The organism is Actinomadura sp. NTSP31 (genome assembly GCF_041951385.1).
Lineage (GTDB): Bacteria > Actinomycetota > Actinomycetes > Streptosporangiales > Streptosporangiaceae > Spirillospora > Spirillospora napierensis.
Window position 1 is genome coordinate 1 of sequence record NZ_JBGNUT010000038.1, and the last position, 16,678, is coordinate 16,678.

Sequence of the window (16,678 nt, forward strand, 5' to 3'; positions counted from 1 at the left end):
GGGTGGGGCGGGAGCGTGGGCGGTCGGGGCTGTGGCGCCTGGGGGTCACGTGTGGCTCCTTGGGCGGTCACTCATGGCGGAGCGCCTCGATCGGGCGGAGCTTGGCGGCGCGGTTGGCCGGGTAGCTGCCGAAGAACAGGCCGATCGCGACGGAGACGGCCAGGGCGAGCACGATCGACGACGGGACCAGGACGGGTTTGACGCCGACGATCGTGAAGAGGCTGCCGACCACGCCCGCGACGACGCCGAGGACGCCGCCGATGAGGGACAGGACGGTGGCCTCGGCGATGAACTGGCCGAGGATGGCGCCGCGGGGGGCGCCGACGGCCTTGCGGATGCCGATCTCGCGGGTCCGCTCGGTGACGGTGACCAGCATGATGTTGGTGATGCCGATGCCGCCGACGAGCAGGCTGATCGCGGCGACGGCGCCGAGCAGGACGGTGAAGGTCCTGTTCGACTCCGAGACCGCGGACTGGACGCTGGCCTGGCTGGAGACGGTGAAGTCCGCGGTGCCGGAGGAGGCGGTGTCGTGCCGCTGGCCGAGGATGTCGGTGATCTCGGCCTGGGCGGAGTCGACGGCGCCCGAGTCCTTGGCCTGGACGATGATCTGGTCGAGGGCGCCGTAGCCGGTGAGGGCCTCCTGGACGGCGGGCAGCGGGGCGACCGCGATGCTGTCGGGGTCGGAGAAGCTGGAGGAGGACGACCCGGTCGCCTTGAGGACCCCGACGACGGTGAACCGGATGCCGCTGACGTCGATCTTCTTGCCGATCGGGCTGACGCGTCCGAACAGGTCGGAGGCGGTGGTGCTGCCGAGGACGACGGTCTTGTTCGCGGCGGTGACGTCGGCGGCGGTGAAGGCGGAGCCGGCGGCGACGGTCTTGTTGGCGGCGGCGAAGTAGGTCGGGGTGGTGCCGACGAACTGGCTGATCGTGGCGCTGGTGCCCGAGTAGCCGGCGGTGACGGACTGGCTGGTCACGACAGGTGAGGCGCTCTTGACGGACGGGGCGTCGGAGGCGTCGACGAGGGCCGCGGCGTCCTGGGCGGTCAGGTCGTGGGCCTGGGTGCGGGGGCCGGAGCTCTGGCCGGTCTGCGAGCCGGCGCCGGGGCCGCCCCCGCCGCCCGGGCCGCCGCCGAAACCGCCGAAGCCGCCGCGTCCGCCGCCGCCCGTGGTGGTCTTGGTGACGGTGAGGGAGTCGGCGCCGAGCCGCTGGATGCTCTTCTTGATCTGCTCGGACGAGCCGTTGCCGACGGCGACGAGCAGGATGACGGCGCCGACGCCGATGAGGATGCCGAGGGTGGTGAGCGAGCTGCGCATCTTGTTGGCCGACAGGCCGCGCAGCGCGAACCGCAGGATCTCCAGGGGGCTCACCGGGCGCCCTCCGTGGTCCAGGACACGGCGGGCGGCGGGCCGGCGACGGGCGCGCGGCGGACGTCGTCGACGACGCGGCCGTCGACGAGCCGGACGACGCGTTTGGCGTGCGCGGCGACGTCGTCCTCGTGGGTGATGACGACGATGGTGCGGCGGGCGAGGCTGAGCCGGTCGAAGACGGCGAGGACGTCGGCGGTGGAGCCGCTGTCGAGGGCGCCGGTGGGTTCGTCGGCGAGCAGCAGGGTGGGGGCGGTGACGAGGGCGCGGGCGACGGCGACGCGCTGCTGCTGGCCGCCGGACAGTTCGTTGGGCTCGTGCCGGGTGCGGTCGGCGAGACCGACCTCGCGGAGGGCGGCGAGGGCGCGGCGGCGGCGTTCGGGGCCTTTGACGCCGCCGTAGGCGAGCGGGAGTTCGACGTTGGCCTGCGCAGTCATCCGGGGAATGAGGTTGAACGACTGGAAGATGAACCCGATGCGGCGGTTGCGCAGGATGGCGAGGCGGCGCTCGTCGAGGCCGCCGACGTCGATGCCGTCGAGGAGGTAGCGGCCGGAGGTCGGCACGTCCAGGCAGCCGATGATGTTCATCAGGGTGGACTTGCCGGACCCGGACGCGCCCATGATCGCGACGTAGTCGCCGGTGTCGACGGTGAGGGAGACGCCGCGCAGCGCGTGGACGGCGGTGTCGCCCTCACCGTAGGTCTTGCTCGCGTCGCGGATGTCGAGGACCGGCTGGGGGATCACCTGCGGCCTCCGGCGCCGCCCGGCGCGCCGCCCCCGAAACCGCCGCCGACGCCGCCGGGCAGGCCGCCGCGCTGGGTGGTGCCGGTCGATCCGGTGGTGCTGGAGGTGACGACGACCTGCTCGCCCTCGTCGAGGCCGGACGTGATCTCGGTGCCCTGGTCGCCCTTGACGCCGACCTCGACGGTGACGGGGACCTGCTTGCCGTTGCGGACGACGGTGACGGTGCTCTGCCCGCCGGCGGTCTTGACGGCGGCGGTCGGCACGTACAGGACGTCGTCGGCGGACGCGGTGGTGATCTCGACGGTGGCGGTCTGCCCGAGCCGGACCCCGGACGGCACCTTGGTGAGCGAGATCGTCACGGGGAACTTCACCACGTTGTCGGTGGTGGTCGGGGACAGCCCGATCGCGGTGATCTTGCCGGTGGCGGTCTTGCCGGTGAGCGCGTCGAAGGAGACGGTCGCGGTCTGGCCGGTCTTGAGCTTGGTGGTGTCGGCCTCGGTGAAGTCGCCCTCGATCTGCAGGTGCTTGGTGTCGATGAGCTCGATGAAGCCCGAGCCCGACGACGAGGAGGAGGACCCGGACGACGAGGACGACGAGGCCCCTCCGCCCGCGGAGGCCCCCGAGCCGGACGCCCCGGAACTCGCGCCGGAGCCGGACGAGGACGACGAGGCCCCGGAGCCGCTGGAACTGCCGCCGACGGTTCCGTTGACGGCGGTGACCGTCCCGGCGAACGGGGCCTTCAGCACGGTGCCCTGGTAGGCGCGCAGTGCGGAGTTGTAGGCGTTCTTCACCTGCAGGTAGCTGGCGTAGCCCTTGGCGGACGTGGTGTCGCCGTCCTCGGCGGCGGCCAGGTTGGCCTTGGCCGCGTCGACGTTCTCGAGCGCCTCGGTCTGGTCGAGCCGGGCCAGGACGGCGCCGGCGGGGACCTTCTGGCCCGCCTTGACGTAGATCTTGGCGACCGTGCCGGACGCGCCGAACGACAGGTCGCCGCTGCGGGCGCTCGCGACGGAACCGGACGCCGAGACCGACGCCGACACCGTGCCGCGCTGGACCTGCGTGACCCGGGTGGCCGCGGCGGCGCCGTCACCTCCGTCGCCGAGGGTGAGGTATGCGGTGCCGGCTCCGGCCACCAGCAGCACGCCGAGGGTGCCGTTGATGAGCGTGGTCCGGCGTTGGAACGGCCATTTCATGTCGAGCAGGCTCTTGGCCGCGCATGGGGCTGAGGTGAGGTGAATATGAGAATTGGATGAGAGAACCGGGACCGGTGTGACAGGACGGGCGCATGTGGGCAGATACAGGGGTCGCGGTCGAGGCGGCGGGAAGCGGCCGCCGGAAGGCGAAATAGCACTGCCGACGGGCGGGTTGGTGCGGTCATGAGTGCACCGAAGGAGCGGACCCGCGTCCGTATCGAGCAGAGCGGCAAGCGCGTCAGGGCGTACCTCGGCGGCAACCTGGTGGCCGACACCACGTCGCCGTATCTCGTCTGGGAGATCCCCTACTACCCGACCTACTACTTCCCTGTGGCGGACGTGCGGGCCGAGCTTGTCGAGGACGGCCCGGGCAAGCATTCGCCGAGCCGGGGCGACGCGACGGCTTACACGGTGAAGGTGGACGGGGCGGAGGCGCCGGGCGCGGTGCTCCGCTATGCCGAGTCGCCGGTGGAGGAGCTGCGCGGGCTCGTCCGGCTGGACTGGGACGCGATGGACGCCTGGTTCGAGGAGGACGAGGAGGTGTTCGTCCATCCGCGCAACCCGTACACGCGTGTCGACGTGCTGGCGAGTTCGCGGCATGTGCGCGTGGAGGTGGACGGCGTGACGGTGGCGGAGTCGTCGAGCCCCAGGCTGCTGTTCGAGACCGGTCTTCCGGTGCGGTATTACCTGCCGAAGACGCACGTCCGGATGGATTTGCTAGAGCACACCGACACCGTGAGCCACTGCCCTTACAAGGGCACGGCGGAGTACTGGTCGGTGCGGGCCGGCGGCAAGGTCCACGAGGATCTGGCGTGGGGGTACCGGACGCCGCTGGAAGAGTCCCGCCAGGTGGCCGGTCTGGTCTGCTTCTACAACGAGAAAGTGGACGTCTTCGTCGACGGGGTGCTGCAGGAGCGGCCGAAGTCGCGTTTCTGAGACCGGACGGTTCCGTCGTCTGAGCGAGGAGAGGTAGCGCCCAACCCACATATCCACGTGGAACGTTGTCACCAGGCATTACACCATCGGATGGACCATCGTGCGATGGTGTGATGCCTGTCGCTTTCCGGCGCCGGGGCTTGCTCCTTCCCTACGGCTACGTAACCGTAGGTTACTCACGCGTATGTCAGAGCGCCGACGGGGAGGCACCCTTGACCTCTGCACTCCCGGCCGCCCCGGTGCGGCCGGATCGATCCAGGCCGGACCGCTCCGGACGGGGCCGGTCCAGGCCGGGCCGCCGGCTCGCGGCGGCCGCCCGAATGCTGACGACACCGCTCCTGCCCGAGGACTACCTCGGCCTGCTCAACCCGCTGTGGTCCACCGCCGAACCGCGCGGACGCGTCGAGGCGGTACGGCACGAGGCGCCCGGCGCGGCGACCCTGGTGATCAGGCCGGGGACGGCGTGGCGGGGCCACCGCCCCGGCCAGTGGGTGAAGGTCGGCGTGGACATCGGCGGCGTCCGGCACTGGCGCACGTTCTCGCTGTCGTCCCCGTCCCGCCCGGACGGCCGGATCACCATCACGGTCAAGGCGGCGCCGGACGGCTTCGTGTCAGCGCACCTCGTCCACGAGATCCGCCCCGGCGCGATCGTCCGGCTGGGCGCGGCGGACGGCGACTTCACGCTCCCGTCGCCCGCGCCGTCCCGGCTGCTGTTCGTCACCGCGGGCAGCGGGATCACGCCGGTCATGGCGATGCTCCGGCACCTCGCCGGCACGGGCGCCGCGCCCGACGCCGCGCCCGACGCCGCACCCGACATCGCGCCCGATGTCACGCTCGTCCACTCCGATCGCCACGCCGGCGACGTCATCTTCGGCGACGAGCTGCGGAGAATGCCCGGGATACGCCTGCACGAGCGGTACACGTCCGCGGACGGCCGCCTCACCCCGTCCGATCTCGCCGCGATCTGCCCGGACTGGGCGGAACGCGACACCTGGGCCTGCGGCCCGTCCGGAATGCTTGACGACCTCGCCGAGCACTGGCGGGCGGCCGGGATCGAGGACCGGCTCCGCGTCGAGCGGTTCCGCCCCGCCCTGGCGGCGGGGACGGGCGGCGAAGGCGGCCGCGTCCGCTTCACCGCGAGCGGCGTCGAGGCCGACGCCGACGGGAGCACGCCGCTCCTGGACGCCGGCGAGCGCGCCGGCGCGCTGCTGCCGAGCGGCTGCCGGATGGGCATCTGCCACAGCTGCGTCGGCCGGCTGCGCTCCGGCCGGGTCCGCGACCTGCGCACCGGCGAGGTGCACGGCGAGGAGGGCCAGATCGTCCAGACCTGTATCTCGGCCGCCGCCGGCCCCGTCGACATCGAACTCTGAAAGGGACCGACGATGCCCGCACCGACCGACCACCTCACCCCCGCCGACTACGCCGCGATCGCCCGCGAGCTGGACGCGCTCCGCGACGAGATCACCGCCGACCTCGGCGAGCGCGACGCGGACTACATCCACCGGGTGATCCGCTGGCAGCGCGGGCTGGAGATCGGCGGCCGCGCGCTGCTGATGGCGTCCGCGCTGCCGCCCGCCTGGCTCGCCGGGACCGCGACGCTGGCCGTCGCGAAGATCCTGGAGAACATGGAGATCGGGCACAACGTCATGCACGGCCAGTGGGACTGGATGCGCGACCCGAAGATCCACTCGACGACCTGGGAGTGGGACAACGTCTCCCCCGCCGAGCAGTGGAAGCACTCGCACAACTTCGTCCACCACACCTTCACCAACGTCCTCGGCAAGGACAACGACGTCGGCTACGGCATCCTGCGCGTCGCGCCCGAGCAGCCGTGGAGCTGGGGCAACGTCCCGCAGCCGGTCTACAACGCGCTGCTGGCGATGTTCTTCGAGTACGGCGTGGCGCTGCACGACCTGGAGCTCGACAGGATCCGCGAGGGCACCCACGACGAGGAGGCGACGAAGGCGAAGCTGCGCGCCATCGGGCGCAAGATCCGCCGCCAGTGGGGCAAGGACTACCTGGCGTTCCCGCTGCTCAGCGGCCCGCAGTTCCTGTCCACGCTGTCGGCGAACTTCACCGCGAACGTCGCCCGCAACGTCTGGGCGCACATGATCATCTTCTGCGGGCACTTCCCCGGCGACATCGACGTGTTCGAGGAGGACTACCCGCTCGAGGACGAGACGAAGGGCGAGTGGTATGTCCGGCAGCTGCTCGGCTCGGCGAACATCACCGGCGGCGCGCTGTTCCACCTGATGACCGGCAACCTCAGCCACCAGGTCGAGCACCACCTGTTCCCGGACATTCCGAGCAACCGGTACGCCGAGATCGCGCCGCGCGTCCGCGACCTGTGCGCCCGCTACGGCCTGCCGTACCACACCGGCTCGCTGTCGAAGCAGGTCACGAGCACCTGGAAGAAGATCTTCCGGTACGCGCTGCCCGGCGGCGCCCCGAAGCCGGAGCCGGAGCCCGCGACCCGCGAACCCGTCGCCGCCTGACCCCGTCCGTCGCCTCCTGACCCCGACCCGCGGCCTGACCCCGGCCGCTCGCGCGCGGCATTACCTCTCGCGTCATCGACCCGATGACCGCGCGCGGGAGATCGTCATGGTGCACACCACGACGGACCCAACCGGGGAGCACCCTTGTCAACGACCGCGACACCGCGAGCGGGCAGGCAGCCGCAGGGGGCCGCGCCGGCGCACGCAGCGCCGGCGGGCGGCCTGCTCGTCCTGCTCATCGGCATCTTCATCACCACCCTCGACTTCTTCATCGTCAACGTCGCCATCCCCGACATCCAGGGCGACCTGCACGCGGGCGCCGCCGCCACGCAGTGGGTGGTCGCGGGGTTCGGGCTCGCGCTCGGCGGCGGGCTGATCACCGGCGGGCGGCTCGGCGACCTGGCCGGACGCCGCCGGATGTACGCGATCGGGCTCGCCGCGTTCACCGCCGCGTCCCTGGCCTGCGGGCTGGCCCCCACGGCCGGCGCGCTGATCGCCGCACGAGTGGCGCAGGGCGTCGCGGCGGCGATGCTGATGCCGCAGGTGCTCGGCATCATCAACGGCGCGTTCGAGGGCGCGGCGCGCGTCCGCGCGTTCACCGCCTACGGCCTGACGATGGGCTTCGGCGGCGTGTTCGGCCAGCTCATCGGCGGCGCGCTGATCCAGGCGGACGTCCTCGGCAGCGGCTGGCGGAGCATCTTCCTGATCAACGTGCCGATCGGCGCGGCCACCATCGCGCTCGTCCGGCGGACCGTCCCGGCGACCCCGGCCGCCCGCGGCACCCGGCTCGACCTCGCCGGCACCGCGCTGGTCACGCTCGGCCTCGTCGCGCTCGTCCTGCCGCTGATCGAGGGCCGCCGGCTCGGCTGGCCGGAGTGGACGTGGTTCTCGTTCGCCGGCTCGGCCGTCCTGCTCACCGCGTTCGCGCTCTGGCAGCGGCGCAGCACCGCGCCGCTGATCGCCCCGGCGCTGTTCCGGGAGCGCGCGTTCACCGTCGGCGTCGGCATCGCCCTCGCCTACCAGCTCGCCATGGCCTCGTTCTTCCTCTACCTGGCCCTCTACCTGCAGCAGGGACGCGGCCTGAGCGCCCTGCAGTCGGGCCTGCTGTTCACCGCCCTCGGCGCCGGCTACTTCGCCGCCTCGACCCGCGCCAGTGCCGTCGCCGCCCGGATCGGCCGGCAGGTCCTCGCGCTCGGCGCGGTCGTCCAGGCCGCCGGCTGCCTGCTCCTGATCGACGGCATCGCCCAGGACGGCGGCGTCGCCTGGCTGATCCCCGGCCTCGCCCTCGCCGGCGCGGGCATGGGCTTCGTCCTCGCGCCGATGTCGGCGCTCGTGCTCGCCGGCGTCGGCGAGAGCCACGCGGCCTCGGCGGCGGGCGTCCTGTCGACGTTCCAGCAGGTCGGCGGCGCACTCGGAGTGGCACTCGTCGGAATCGTCTTCTACGGCGTCCTCGGCGCCCACCCCGTCCCGGCGGACGTCGCCGACGCCTTCCAGGCGGGCCTGCTACCGGTCATCGGCTTCTGCGCCGCCACCGCCGCCCTCGCCCAACTCCTCCCGAAGAACCGCGCCTGACCGTCCGCCTGGGCGCCGGCCGGTAGGGGTCGGGGTGTCGGAGGTGGTCGGTACGGTGACGGGCCATGACCGACATCTTGGAAGTCGCGCTGAACGCGCGGGAGGGGCGGACGCTCACGGGGTCCGTGACGGCCCTGAACGCTCATCACACCAAGTTCTCCAGGAGGCCGGAATTCGGCGTCCAGCTCATCATCGACGCGTGGGACAGGCCCGATGCCGCGACCGGGCCGCTGGCGCCCGCGACCGAGGCCGAGTTCAGGAGGCTGTTCGAGCTCTTCATGGGGCGGAAGGTCCGCGTCGACGCCGACGGGTTCCTGGTGGACGAGCCGGGCGTGAAGGCCGAGGAGCGGCACCGCCGTGAGCTCTCCGGCTCCTTCGGCTCCGACGAGGACGGCCCTTTCGTCAGCCTCAAGCCGGACCCGGACGGGTTCCGGCGGCACACGAAGGGCATGGTCATGGCGTTCGAGCTGGCCAAGACGGGGCGCGGGAGCGCCGACTTCACGCTGAAGGTGACCAGCGAGCGCTACCTCGCGCATCTCGAGAACCCCGTCACCTTCAGGACCACGTTCACCGGTCTTCTCCCCTGAACGGCCCCCGAAGGCGTCAGTCGTCGGGGGTGGGGTTGTACTGGGCGTCGTGCTGCTGGCGGGGGGAGCAGACGGAGGCGGAGGGGCAGGAGCAGCGGCCGCCGCTGTTCAGCCGGACGGCGACCTTGTCGGACGGGACGTTGCGGCCCACGACCTGCCCGGGGCCCTGCGGGGTCTCGACGCGGGCGCCCAGCTTCGGCATCCGCTCGTGCGCCTCGACGTAGAGCGGGTGCTCGTACTTGAGGCAGCACATGAGGCGGCCGCAGGCGCCGGCGATGCGCAGGGGGTTGACGGGCAGGTCCTGCTCCTTCGCCATCCGGACGGAGACGGGCTCGAAGTCCTTGAGGAAGGTGGCGCAGCACAGGTCGCGGCCGCACGGGCCGATGCCGCCCTGCAGGCGCGCCTCGTCGCGGGGGCCGACCTGGCGCAGCTCGACCCGGGCCTTGATGTTGCGGGCGAGGTCGCGGACCAGGGCGCGGAAGTCGACCCGGTGCGGGGCCGTGAAGTAGATCTTGAAGACGTTGTCGGCGTCGAGGTAGTCGACGCCGATGACCTTCATGGGGAGTTCGTGCCTGCGGATGAGCCGCTTGGCGATCGAGCGGCCCTCGGCGCGGCGGCGGCGGTTCGCGTCGTCGCGGGCGAGGTGCTCGTCGGTGGCGGGGCCGGCGCATTCGGGGAGGCCGCCGATGTCCTCGGAGACCCACTGCGGCGCCCACACGCACTCGGCGACCTCCGCGCCCGCGTCGGTGGGGACGAGGACCTTGTCGCCCACCTTCGGGGTGTGAGGGCCCGGGTCGAGGTAGTAGAGGCGGCCGTAACGGGTGAAGCTGACGGCCATCACCATGCCCACGGTTTCGCTCCGTTCGCCCGGTTCGTGGGTCCACTGTACGGCGGACGCGTGACACTCCTCACCAAGCGGTGCTCATCGGGCTCCGCTCACCAGGCGGTGTCGGCGAGATCCTTACCGGGAAGCGTGCCGGCGCCCACGGCGTAGACGCGGCCGTCGCCCGCGGAGATCAGCAGCTTTCCCTTGGCGCCGGAGTCGAGCCCGGTGATCGGGGCCTCCAGCGCCTGCCTCCAGAGGATCTTCGTCGGTGCGCCGGTGGCGGCCGAGTACGCCTGGAGGGACCCGACGGAGCGCTGGACGACACCCGCGACGACGGTCTTGCCGTCGTGGCTGATGACCGCGCTGGTGGTGCCCTTCGGCAGCTTCGCGACCGCCCTGCTGGCCTTGAGGTCTCCGGCGGCGCCGCCCGTGTCGAGCGTGCGGATCTCGTGGCCGGTCTCGGTGAGCCTGCCGTGCACGCGCCGGACGGGGTTCCAGACGAACGCGAGGGTGTCGCCGGCCCAGGAGAGGCTGCTGACGCGGGCGGAGTACGGGGTCGTCCAGGCCTTGTGAACTCCGGTGCGGGCGGAGACGACGTCCACGCGCGCGCGGGCGTCCCGGTAGGTGACGTAGGCGATCCGGTCGCCGTCGGACGCCACGGCCAGGTCCGACCATGCCGCCGAGACGCCGGAGATCGTCGCCTGGGGGAGCTCCGTCAGGGACTCGGGACGGCCGTCGCCGTCGAGCTTGAGGCGCTGGAACGTGACCTTCCGGCCGCCGTAGGAGGCGACGACGTAGGAGTCGCCGTCGCCCGCCACACGCTCGAAGCGGCGTCCCTGAGGGGCGGCGACGGGCAGGCCGACGGCGGCACCGGAGCGGGCGTCGCGGACGGTCAGCGCGGTGCCCGTGCGGGAGACGCCGACGACGAAGCGCGGCCCCGGCGGCGTGCTGCTGACGGCGGCGGCCGCCGCGTCGTGCTTCTTGTTCGCCTCGCGCTGGTGGCGGTGCACCAGGTCGATGCTGCCGCCGAGGAAGAGCGCCGCCGCGGCGGCCGCACCGACCGGCAGCGCGGTCCGCCACGCCTGCCGGAGCCGTATCCCGTTCTTGCGCTCGTCGCGTCCGCCGTCCATGGCGCCGGTCCGCACCGCCTCTCCACTGCTCGGCTTTTGTCATACCTCGCGGCAAACGCCCGTGTTGGCGGAGTTATCACTTCGAGTCCGAGCCCGTGCCTGAGGCGCCACGACCCTAGTGGATGACCGCGCGGGAACGGGACATCAGCCCAGTGCGGAACGGGCCGCCTCGACCATCGACGTGCGGTACGAACCGCCGAACAGCGCGACATGGACCAGCAGCGGATGCAGTTGGTGCAGCGGGACGCGGGCACGCCAGCCGTCCGCGAGCGGCGCCACCTCGTCGTAGGCGGCGATGATCCGGTCGAGATGCGGGGTGCCGAACAGCGCCATCATCGCCAGGTCCGTCTCCCGGTGGCCGCCGTGCGCCGCCGGGTCGATCAGCAGCGCCCGGTCGCCCGTCCACTGGACGTTCCCCGACCACAGGTCGCCGTGGATGCGGCTCGGCGGCTCCGGCGGCCCGGCCAGCTCCTCGACGCGTTCCATCACCCGCTCGACGAGCCGGACGTCGTCCGCCGACAGGTGCCGCTCGCCCCGGCGCAGGAACGGTTCGAGCCGGCGCTCCGCGTACCAGCGGGGCCAGCCGCGGCCGTCGAGGGTGTTGTCGAGCGGCAGGTCGGCGATGAACCCCTCCCAGGGCGCGCCGTAGGCGTCCGGGCGGGAACCGGTGTGCAGGGCGGCGAGCTCGCGGCCGAGCCGCTCGGCGGCCTGCGGCGTGGGCGCGCCCGACGGCAGCCACGGCAGGACGAGCATCCGGTCGTCGGCGGCCAGGACGTCCGGGACGGGCGCGCCGGGCCCCGCCTCCCCCAGCCAGCGCAGCCCGGCCGCCTCCGCCGCGAACACGCCCGCCTGGTCGGGCGCGGCCTTCACGAACACCTCGCGCCCGTCGGCGAGCGCCGCCCGGTGCAGCGTCCACGCGTGGCTGGACCCGAGACCGCGGACCGACTCGACCGGGCTGCCCAGCAGCCGTCCGATGCGCTCCCGCACGTCAGGCGGCCTTCGACCCGGCCCGGATCTCCTCCAGCAGGCCCGGGACCGCCGCCTCCACCTGCTCCAGCACGAGGTCGAAGTCGGCCCGGCCGCCGTAGTAGGGGTCCGGAACGTCCAGGTCGTCGCCCGCCTCCGGGTCGAACTCGCGCAGCAGCCGGACCCGCGCCCGCGCCTCGTCGTCCGGCGCCATCGACCGCAGCGCCCGCAGGTGCCCCTGGTCGAGCGCCAGGATCAGGTCGTACCGGTCGAACCAGGACTCCTCGAACTGGCGGGCGATGTGCGCCGACCGGTAGCCGGCCCGGTGCAGCGCCGCGACGGTCCGTTCGTCGGCGCCGTCGCCCACATGCCAGTTGCCGGTGCCGGAGCTGTCGACCTCGACGTCCAGCCCCTCTTCCTCGGCGTGATGGCGCAGGATCGCCTCCGCCATCGGCGAGCGGCAGATGTTCCCCGTGCAGACGAAAGTGACTCGGTACGGCATGGCCCCATCATGCCCGAGGTCAGCGCCCCACAACGATGACGGTGTCGACGCCGGGACGCCCCAGGTAGGACTGCATGACGCTCTTCGCGTCCGCGCGCGCGACCGTCACGATGAACGCCTCCGGGATGTCCCGGGGCAAGCCCGACGACGGCGTCGGCGCCCCCGAGCTCTCCATCCGCGCCTTGAATCGCTCGAAGCGCTGCTTCTTCGTCATGTACACGGCCTCCCGCACCCGCCGGTCCGCCTTCAGGGCCCTCTGGAGCTCCGCCCTCTGGGCGCCGGTCATCTCCTTGCCCTCGCATGAGGCGTTGGAGGACGTCCTGGTGCACAGGTTCACCTCCACCTGCACCTCGCCGGCCGGTACGGTCAGCGCACCGGTCTTGTGGCCGTTCTCGTGGCCGGACGACAGGGCGCCTCCGGCGACCGCGCCACCGGCCACGATGGCGGCGGACGCCGCGACGGCGGCCGTCAGCAGCATCGGGCGCCGGAACGCCGCACGGCGCCGTCCGGTGAAGCGCGGCGGCGGGACGTCCTCGGGCCCGATGGTCTCGCCGACGGTCCGCAGCGCGTCCGCCAGGCGCTCTTCGGTCGCGTTCACTGCTCCTCCTCCAGGATCCGGCCGAGCGCGGCGAGCGCCCGGGACGTGGTCGACTTGACGGTGCCGGTGCTGACCCGCATCGCGGCGGCGATCTCCTCGACGGACAGGTCGGCGAAGAACCGCAGCACCAGCGCCTCGCGCTGGCGGTGCGGGAGCCCGTGCAGCGCTTCCATGACCTCGCGGCGGTCCTCGCCGACCATCGCCGCGGCCTCGGCGGACCACACCGGCGCCGCGTGGACGGCCCGCAGCGGCCTGCGGCGGCGGCGCAGCGCCGTCCGCGACCCGTTCAGGACCGCCGACCGCACGTACGTCAGCGCCTTGTCCCGGTCGTCCAACCGCGACCACCGCTTGTAGAGGCCCGCGAACGCGTCCTGGACGACGTCCTCCGCCGTCCCGCGGTCGCCCACCATCACGAGGGCGAGGCGCATCAACCCGAGCGCGTGCCCCCGGTACAGCTCCGTGACCGCGTCCGCCGCGTCATGGGCCGCTGAGGCCGTGGGGCGGTCCAGTTCGGGGAGCACCGTTTTAGTCTCCATGTCCCAGAGACGCCACCGAGCACCACAGGTTGCTTCGCGCGGTGGATTCTTTTCAGGGGGACGCGGCCGCACCCCGTGCAAGGGCGCGGCCCCCGGCCGGGAGGGGACGGGGGCCGCGTGTCGGAGGAGGGGTTACCGCTGGACGGCGTGGAGGGCGTCCACGATGCCGTTCCCGAAGAACCCGTTCTGCTCCTTGGATCCCTCACAGGTCTGCGTGGAGGTGTGCTTCACCCACTTGCCGTCCGTCTGCGTGTACCAGACGTACTCGACGGTGCTCGGGCTCGGGCACGCCTTCGGGGTGGCGCTGCCGCGCAGCTTCCATTCCACGAAGTCCGGGTCGAGCGTGAGGCCGCCGCCCTGGCGGTCGCGGTGCCCGTACTTGCTGATGATGAGCGCGGCGACGCCCACCGCGTGCGGGGACGCCATCGAGGTGCCCTGCAGCGACTGGTAGTAGGCGCACGTCTTGCCCTTGCAGCTGCGGATCACGTACGACACCTTCGGGGTGCCGTCCGCGTTCAGCTCGCCGCGCTCCTTGGCGAGGCGCTCGGGGTAGGCGGCCCAGATGCCGCCGCGGTCGTCCGGTCGCTGGGCGGCGTTGTCGACCTTGTCGCCGCCGGGCGCGGCCACCGCGACGTAGCCGTTGCCGAAGCTGCTGTAGTACGACTTGCGGGTGCTCGGCCCGGTCGCCGAGATCGCGACGACGTGCTTCCCCTCGGACGGCATCGACTGGCAGCTCGCCGGGATCGTCCGCTCGTACGGCTTCTCTCCCGGGTAGGACGGGAAGTCCGGGCTGGTGTCGTCGATGTTGGTCTTGGTGTAGTCGACGAAGTCGTTGCCCGCCGCGGAGATCAGCGTGACGCCGTGCCGGTGCGCGAAGTCCAGGGCCCGCTGCGTCGCCTGGATGATGGTGCGCTGCTCGAGCTGGTCCTCCGGCTTGTCCGCCGGGTTATTGGCACAATTCCACAGCCACGGGTCGATGTAATAGCTCATATTGACGACGTCGATGCCGTGTTTCGCGGCGTAGGTGAGGCCGTCGACGGTCGGCTGCAGGTAGAACTGCCCGGAGTCCTGGCCGACCCGCAGATTCACCAGCGTCACCTTCGGCGCGACGCCCGCCATTCCGAGGCCGTTGCGCGGCGAGGCGATCTCGGACGCGACGTGCGTTCCATGGTCGTTGTCGTCCCAGTCGGCCGGGTCGACGCACGACTTGAACTCGCAGGGGCCGTCCAGCACATTGCCGTCGGCGTCGTAAGGGACGTCGTGCGTGAAGTTCCGGCTGAGCTTGCGGTCGAAGTTCGGCTTGATGTCGGGGTGGTCCCCGTCCACGCCGGTGTCGAGGATGCCGACGAGCACCTTCTTGTCGCCGGGCTCGGCCCGGTACGACCCGTCCGCCGTCGCGTGGATCTGCTTCATGTCCCACTGCAGGTCGGCGAGGGGCTCGGTGTCCTTGGACGGCTTGCCCTTCACCGCCAGCCGGCCCTGTGCGCCGACGGTCTTCTCGACCTTCTTCGCGGCGGCCTTCTTCTCCTTCGGGGCCTCGCCGATGACCCGGTTGTGCGCGGCGCCGTCCAGGGCGCCCTGCCCCATCGCCGCGCGGACGAACTCCGGGTTCTTCGATCGCACGGTCGCGACGCCCACATCGGTGTTCTCGCTGACGACGGAGCCGCCGGCCGCCTTCACCGCGTCATGGGCCCGGGCCGGCGAAACGCCCTCCTTGTAGAGGACGACGTACTCCGACGCCTCGCCTTTCGCGCGCGGCTCGACCGGTGCCGCGGACGCTGGAATCGCGAGCGCCGCCGTGGTGACGACGGCGCACGCGGCGGAAATCAAGGCTCGCCGCAAAGCAGACCTCCTGGCCATGGGGGGAGCTCGCCCTTTCTCGGCGTGCTTTGGCCAGCAGACGGTACGGGTGCGTCTGTTGAGAGACGCGTACGGAGTTGTAACAAAATGGGACGACTTGTGTTAATCCAAGACGAGCCGTCGAATAAGGGTGCTCAGCCCGTGCGCAGCGCGAGGGTCAGCGCCTCGAACGCCAGCTGCGGGTTGACGTTCGCCGCCAGCTTCTCCCGGCAGTCCATGATCGCGTCCAGCCGGCGCAGCGTGTCCTCGGGGCGGCCCGCGCCCGCCGCCGTCCGCAGCTCCGGCCCCAGCTCGATGTTGACCAGCTCGCTGCCCGCGCCGAGCTGGATCGCCAGCACGTCCCGGTAATAGGACGCGAGGTCGAGCAGCGTGCGGTCCAGGGCGTCGCGCAGCAGCCGCGTCGACCGCGACTTCTGCCGGTCCTCCAGATCCTTCAGGGCGCCCGCCGTCCCGCGCGGCATGCGGCCCTTCTCGCTCTCCCCCAGCGCCTTGCGCAGCGCGGACGTCTCCGGCTCGTTCAGCTCCGACGTCCGCGCCTCCATCTCCGCCCGCGCGGCCTTCACCAGCGTCTCCGCCGCCGCGACCGCCGGGCTCACCCCGGTCAGCCGGCGCGGCACCGCCACGACCTCCGCCCGCACCCTGCGCATCCGCTCGTCCGACGCGAGCAGCCGCGCCCGGCCGATGTGCCCCTGCGCGGCCCGCGCGACGATCTCCGCGGTGTCCCGGTCGACGCCGTCGCGCTGGACGAGCATGTCCACGACGGCCGTGATCGGCGGCGTCTGCAGCGTCACCTGCCGGCACCGCGACCTGATCGTCACCAGCAGGTCCTCCGCCGACGGCGTGCACAGCAGCCACACCGTCCGCGGCGGCGGCTCCTCGATCGCCTTCAGCAGCGCGTTCGCCGCGCCCTCGGTGGCCCGGTCGGCGTCCTCGAACAGCACGATCTGCCGGCCGCGCCCGCTCGGCGACGACGACGCCCGCAGCACCAGCGCGCGGGCGTCCTTGATCCCGAACGACAGCCCCTGCGGGCGGACGACCTCCACGTCCGCGTGCGTGCCCTGCAGCACCTGGTGGCAGGACGCGCAGTGCCCGCAGCCGCGCGGCGTCTCGGTGCACTGCAGCGCCGCCGCGAACGCCCGCGCCGCGGTCACCCGACCCGACCCGGGCGGCCCGGTGAACAGCCAGGCGTGCGCCATGCCGCCGCCCGTGCCGTCGGCGGCCGACGACAGCTGCTCGACGACCGGCGCCTGCCCCACCAGGTCATCCCACACGCTCATGACACCAGGCTACGGGCTTCAGAGTCCCTCCTGGGGGGACAACCCCCCAGACCCCCCGGCAAAGCGGTCTGACCGTCGCCTTCCGCTCCGCTGG

Annotated in this window: 16 protein-coding genes; 5 read left to right on the forward strand and 11 right to left on the reverse strand. The window is 72.3% G+C overall.

What is annotated here, in order from left to right:
• Positions 1-67 precede the first annotated feature (67 nt).
• Genes ACA514_RS41810 through ACA514_RS41820 form a run of 3 tightly spaced genes read right to left on the reverse strand, consistent with a single transcriptional unit; the run spans position 68 to position 3,299 of the window.
• The gene (locus ACA514_RS41810; RefSeq protein ID WP_375046989.1) at positions 68-1,369 is read right to left on the reverse strand and encodes an ABC transporter permease; all 1,302 of its coding nucleotides are present in this window, start codon (positions 1,367-1,369) and stop codon (positions 68-70) included.
• Complete coding sequence (locus tag ACA514_RS41815) at positions 1,366-2,106, reverse strand: ABC transporter ATP-binding protein (RefSeq protein ID WP_375047102.1); 741 nt, start codon at positions 2,104-2,106, stop codon at positions 1,366-1,368. Before ACA514_RS41815 ends, ACA514_RS41810 begins: the two co-directional genes overlap by 4 nt.
• The gene (locus tag ACA514_RS41820; protein ID WP_375046991.1) at positions 2,106-3,299 is read right to left on the reverse strand and encodes an efflux RND transporter periplasmic adaptor subunit; all 1,194 of its coding nucleotides are present in this window, start codon (positions 3,297-3,299) and stop codon (positions 2,106-2,108) included. The genes ACA514_RS41815 and ACA514_RS41820 overlap by 1 nt, the downstream gene beginning before the upstream one ends.
• A gap of 183 nt (positions 3,300-3,482) precedes the next feature.
• On the opposite strand from ACA514_RS41820, the gene ACA514_RS41825 reads away from it, so the two are divergent.
• From ACA514_RS41825 to ACA514_RS41845, 5 genes are all read left to right on the forward strand, one after another.
• Positions 3,483-4,235 (forward strand): DUF427 domain-containing protein, encoded by a 753-nt coding sequence (locus ACA514_RS41825; RefSeq protein ID WP_375046993.1) that lies wholly within the window; start codon positions 3,483-3,485, stop codon positions 4,233-4,235.
• Between the two features lie 320 nt (positions 4,236-4,555).
• Positions 4,556-5,605: a ferredoxin reductase gene (locus ACA514_RS41830; RefSeq protein ID WP_375046995.1), complete on the forward strand. Its 1,050-nt coding sequence runs from the start codon at positions 4,556-4,558 to the stop codon at positions 5,603-5,605.
• Positions 5,606-5,617: 12 nt separating this feature from the next.
• On the forward strand, positions 5,618-6,730 hold the full coding sequence (locus tag ACA514_RS41835; protein WP_375046997.1) for a fatty acid desaturase family protein: 1,113 nt from the start codon (positions 5,618-5,620) through the stop codon (positions 6,728-6,730).
• A gap of 144 nt (positions 6,731-6,874) precedes the next feature.
• Entirely contained in the window at positions 6,875-8,302 is a 1,428-nt protein-coding gene (locus ACA514_RS41840; protein WP_375046999.1) for an MFS transporter, read from the forward strand.
• A gap of 65 nt (positions 8,303-8,367) precedes the next feature.
• A complete protein-coding gene (locus ACA514_RS41845; protein ID WP_375047001.1) occupies positions 8,368-8,889 on the forward strand; it encodes a hypothetical protein in 522 nt (173 codons plus the stop codon).
• Positions 8,890-8,905: 16 nt separating this feature from the next.
• Here ACA514_RS41845 and ACA514_RS41850 read toward each other — a convergent pair whose 3' ends face one another.
• The 8 genes from ACA514_RS41850 to ACA514_RS41885 all read right to left on the reverse strand — a co-directional run bounded on the left by ACA514_RS41850 (position 8,906) and on the right by ACA514_RS41885 (position 16,584).
• Positions 8,906-9,733, reverse strand: a complete 828-nt coding sequence (locus tag ACA514_RS41850; protein ID WP_375047103.1) for a stage 0 sporulation family protein — start codon at positions 9,731-9,733, stop codon at positions 8,906-8,908.
• A 92-nt stretch (positions 9,734-9,825) separates the two neighbouring features.
• Positions 9,826-10,860, reverse strand: coding sequence for a hypothetical protein (locus ACA514_RS41855; RefSeq protein WP_375047003.1), 1,035 nt, complete (start codon positions 10,858-10,860; stop codon positions 9,826-9,828).
• 129 nt (positions 10,861-10,989) lie between these two features.
• Positions 10,990-11,832, reverse strand: a complete 843-nt coding sequence (locus tag ACA514_RS41860) for a fructosamine kinase family protein (protein ID WP_375047004.1) — start codon at positions 11,830-11,832, stop codon at positions 10,990-10,992.
• Between the two features lies 1 nt (position 11,833).
• On the reverse strand, positions 11,834-12,313 hold the full coding sequence (locus ACA514_RS41865; RefSeq protein WP_375047006.1) for a low molecular weight protein-tyrosine-phosphatase: 480 nt from the start codon (positions 12,311-12,313) through the stop codon (positions 11,834-11,836).
• Between the two features lie 19 nt (positions 12,314-12,332).
• On the reverse strand, positions 12,333-12,911 hold the full coding sequence (locus ACA514_RS41870; protein WP_375047008.1) for a permease-like cell division protein FtsX: 579 nt from the start codon (positions 12,909-12,911) through the stop codon (positions 12,333-12,335).
• Positions 12,908-13,432, reverse strand: a complete 525-nt coding sequence (locus ACA514_RS41875) for a SigE family RNA polymerase sigma factor (RefSeq protein ID WP_375047010.1) — start codon at positions 13,430-13,432, stop codon at positions 12,908-12,910. Before ACA514_RS41875 ends, ACA514_RS41870 begins: the two co-directional genes overlap by 4 nt.
• Positions 13,433-13,579: 147 nt before the next feature.
• Complete coding sequence (locus tag ACA514_RS41880) at positions 13,580-15,289, reverse strand: S8 family serine peptidase (RefSeq protein ID WP_375047012.1); 1,710 nt, start codon at positions 15,287-15,289, stop codon at positions 13,580-13,582.
• 152 nt (positions 15,290-15,441) lie between these two features.
• Positions 15,442-16,584, reverse strand: coding sequence for a DNA polymerase III subunit delta' (locus ACA514_RS41885; RefSeq protein ID WP_375047014.1), 1,143 nt, complete (start codon positions 16,582-16,584; stop codon positions 15,442-15,444).
• Between the last annotated feature and the right edge of the window lie 94 nt (positions 16,585-16,678).

Coding starts and splice junctions, on each gene's coding strand:
- ACA514_RS41820 (WP_375046991.1), bottom strand. CDS start 3,299: ATGAAATGGCCGTTCCAACGCCGGACCACGCTCATCAACGGCACCCTC.
- ACA514_RS41825 (WP_375046993.1), top strand. CDS start 3,483: ATGAGTGCACCGAAGGAGCGGACCCGCGTCCGTATCGAGCAGAGCGGC.
- ACA514_RS41830 (WP_375046995.1), top strand. CDS start 4,556: ATGCTGACGACACCGCTCCTGCCCGAGGACTACCTCGGCCTGCTCAAC.
- ACA514_RS41835 (WP_375046997.1), top strand. CDS start 5,618: ATGCCCGCACCGACCGACCACCTCACCCCCGCCGACTACGCCGCGATC.
- ACA514_RS41845 (WP_375047001.1), top strand. CDS start 8,368: ATGACCGACATCTTGGAAGTCGCGCTGAACGCGCGGGAGGGGCGGACG.
- ACA514_RS41850 (WP_375047103.1), bottom strand. CDS start 9,733: ATGGTGATGGCCGTCAGCTTCACCCGTTACGGCCGCCTCTACTACCTC.
- ACA514_RS41865 (WP_375047006.1), bottom strand. CDS start 12,313: ATGCCGTACCGAGTCACTTTCGTCTGCACGGGGAACATCTGCCGCTCG.
- ACA514_RS41885 (WP_375047014.1), bottom strand. CDS start 16,584: ATGAGCGTGTGGGATGACCTGGTGGGGCAGGCGCCGGTCGTCGAGCAG.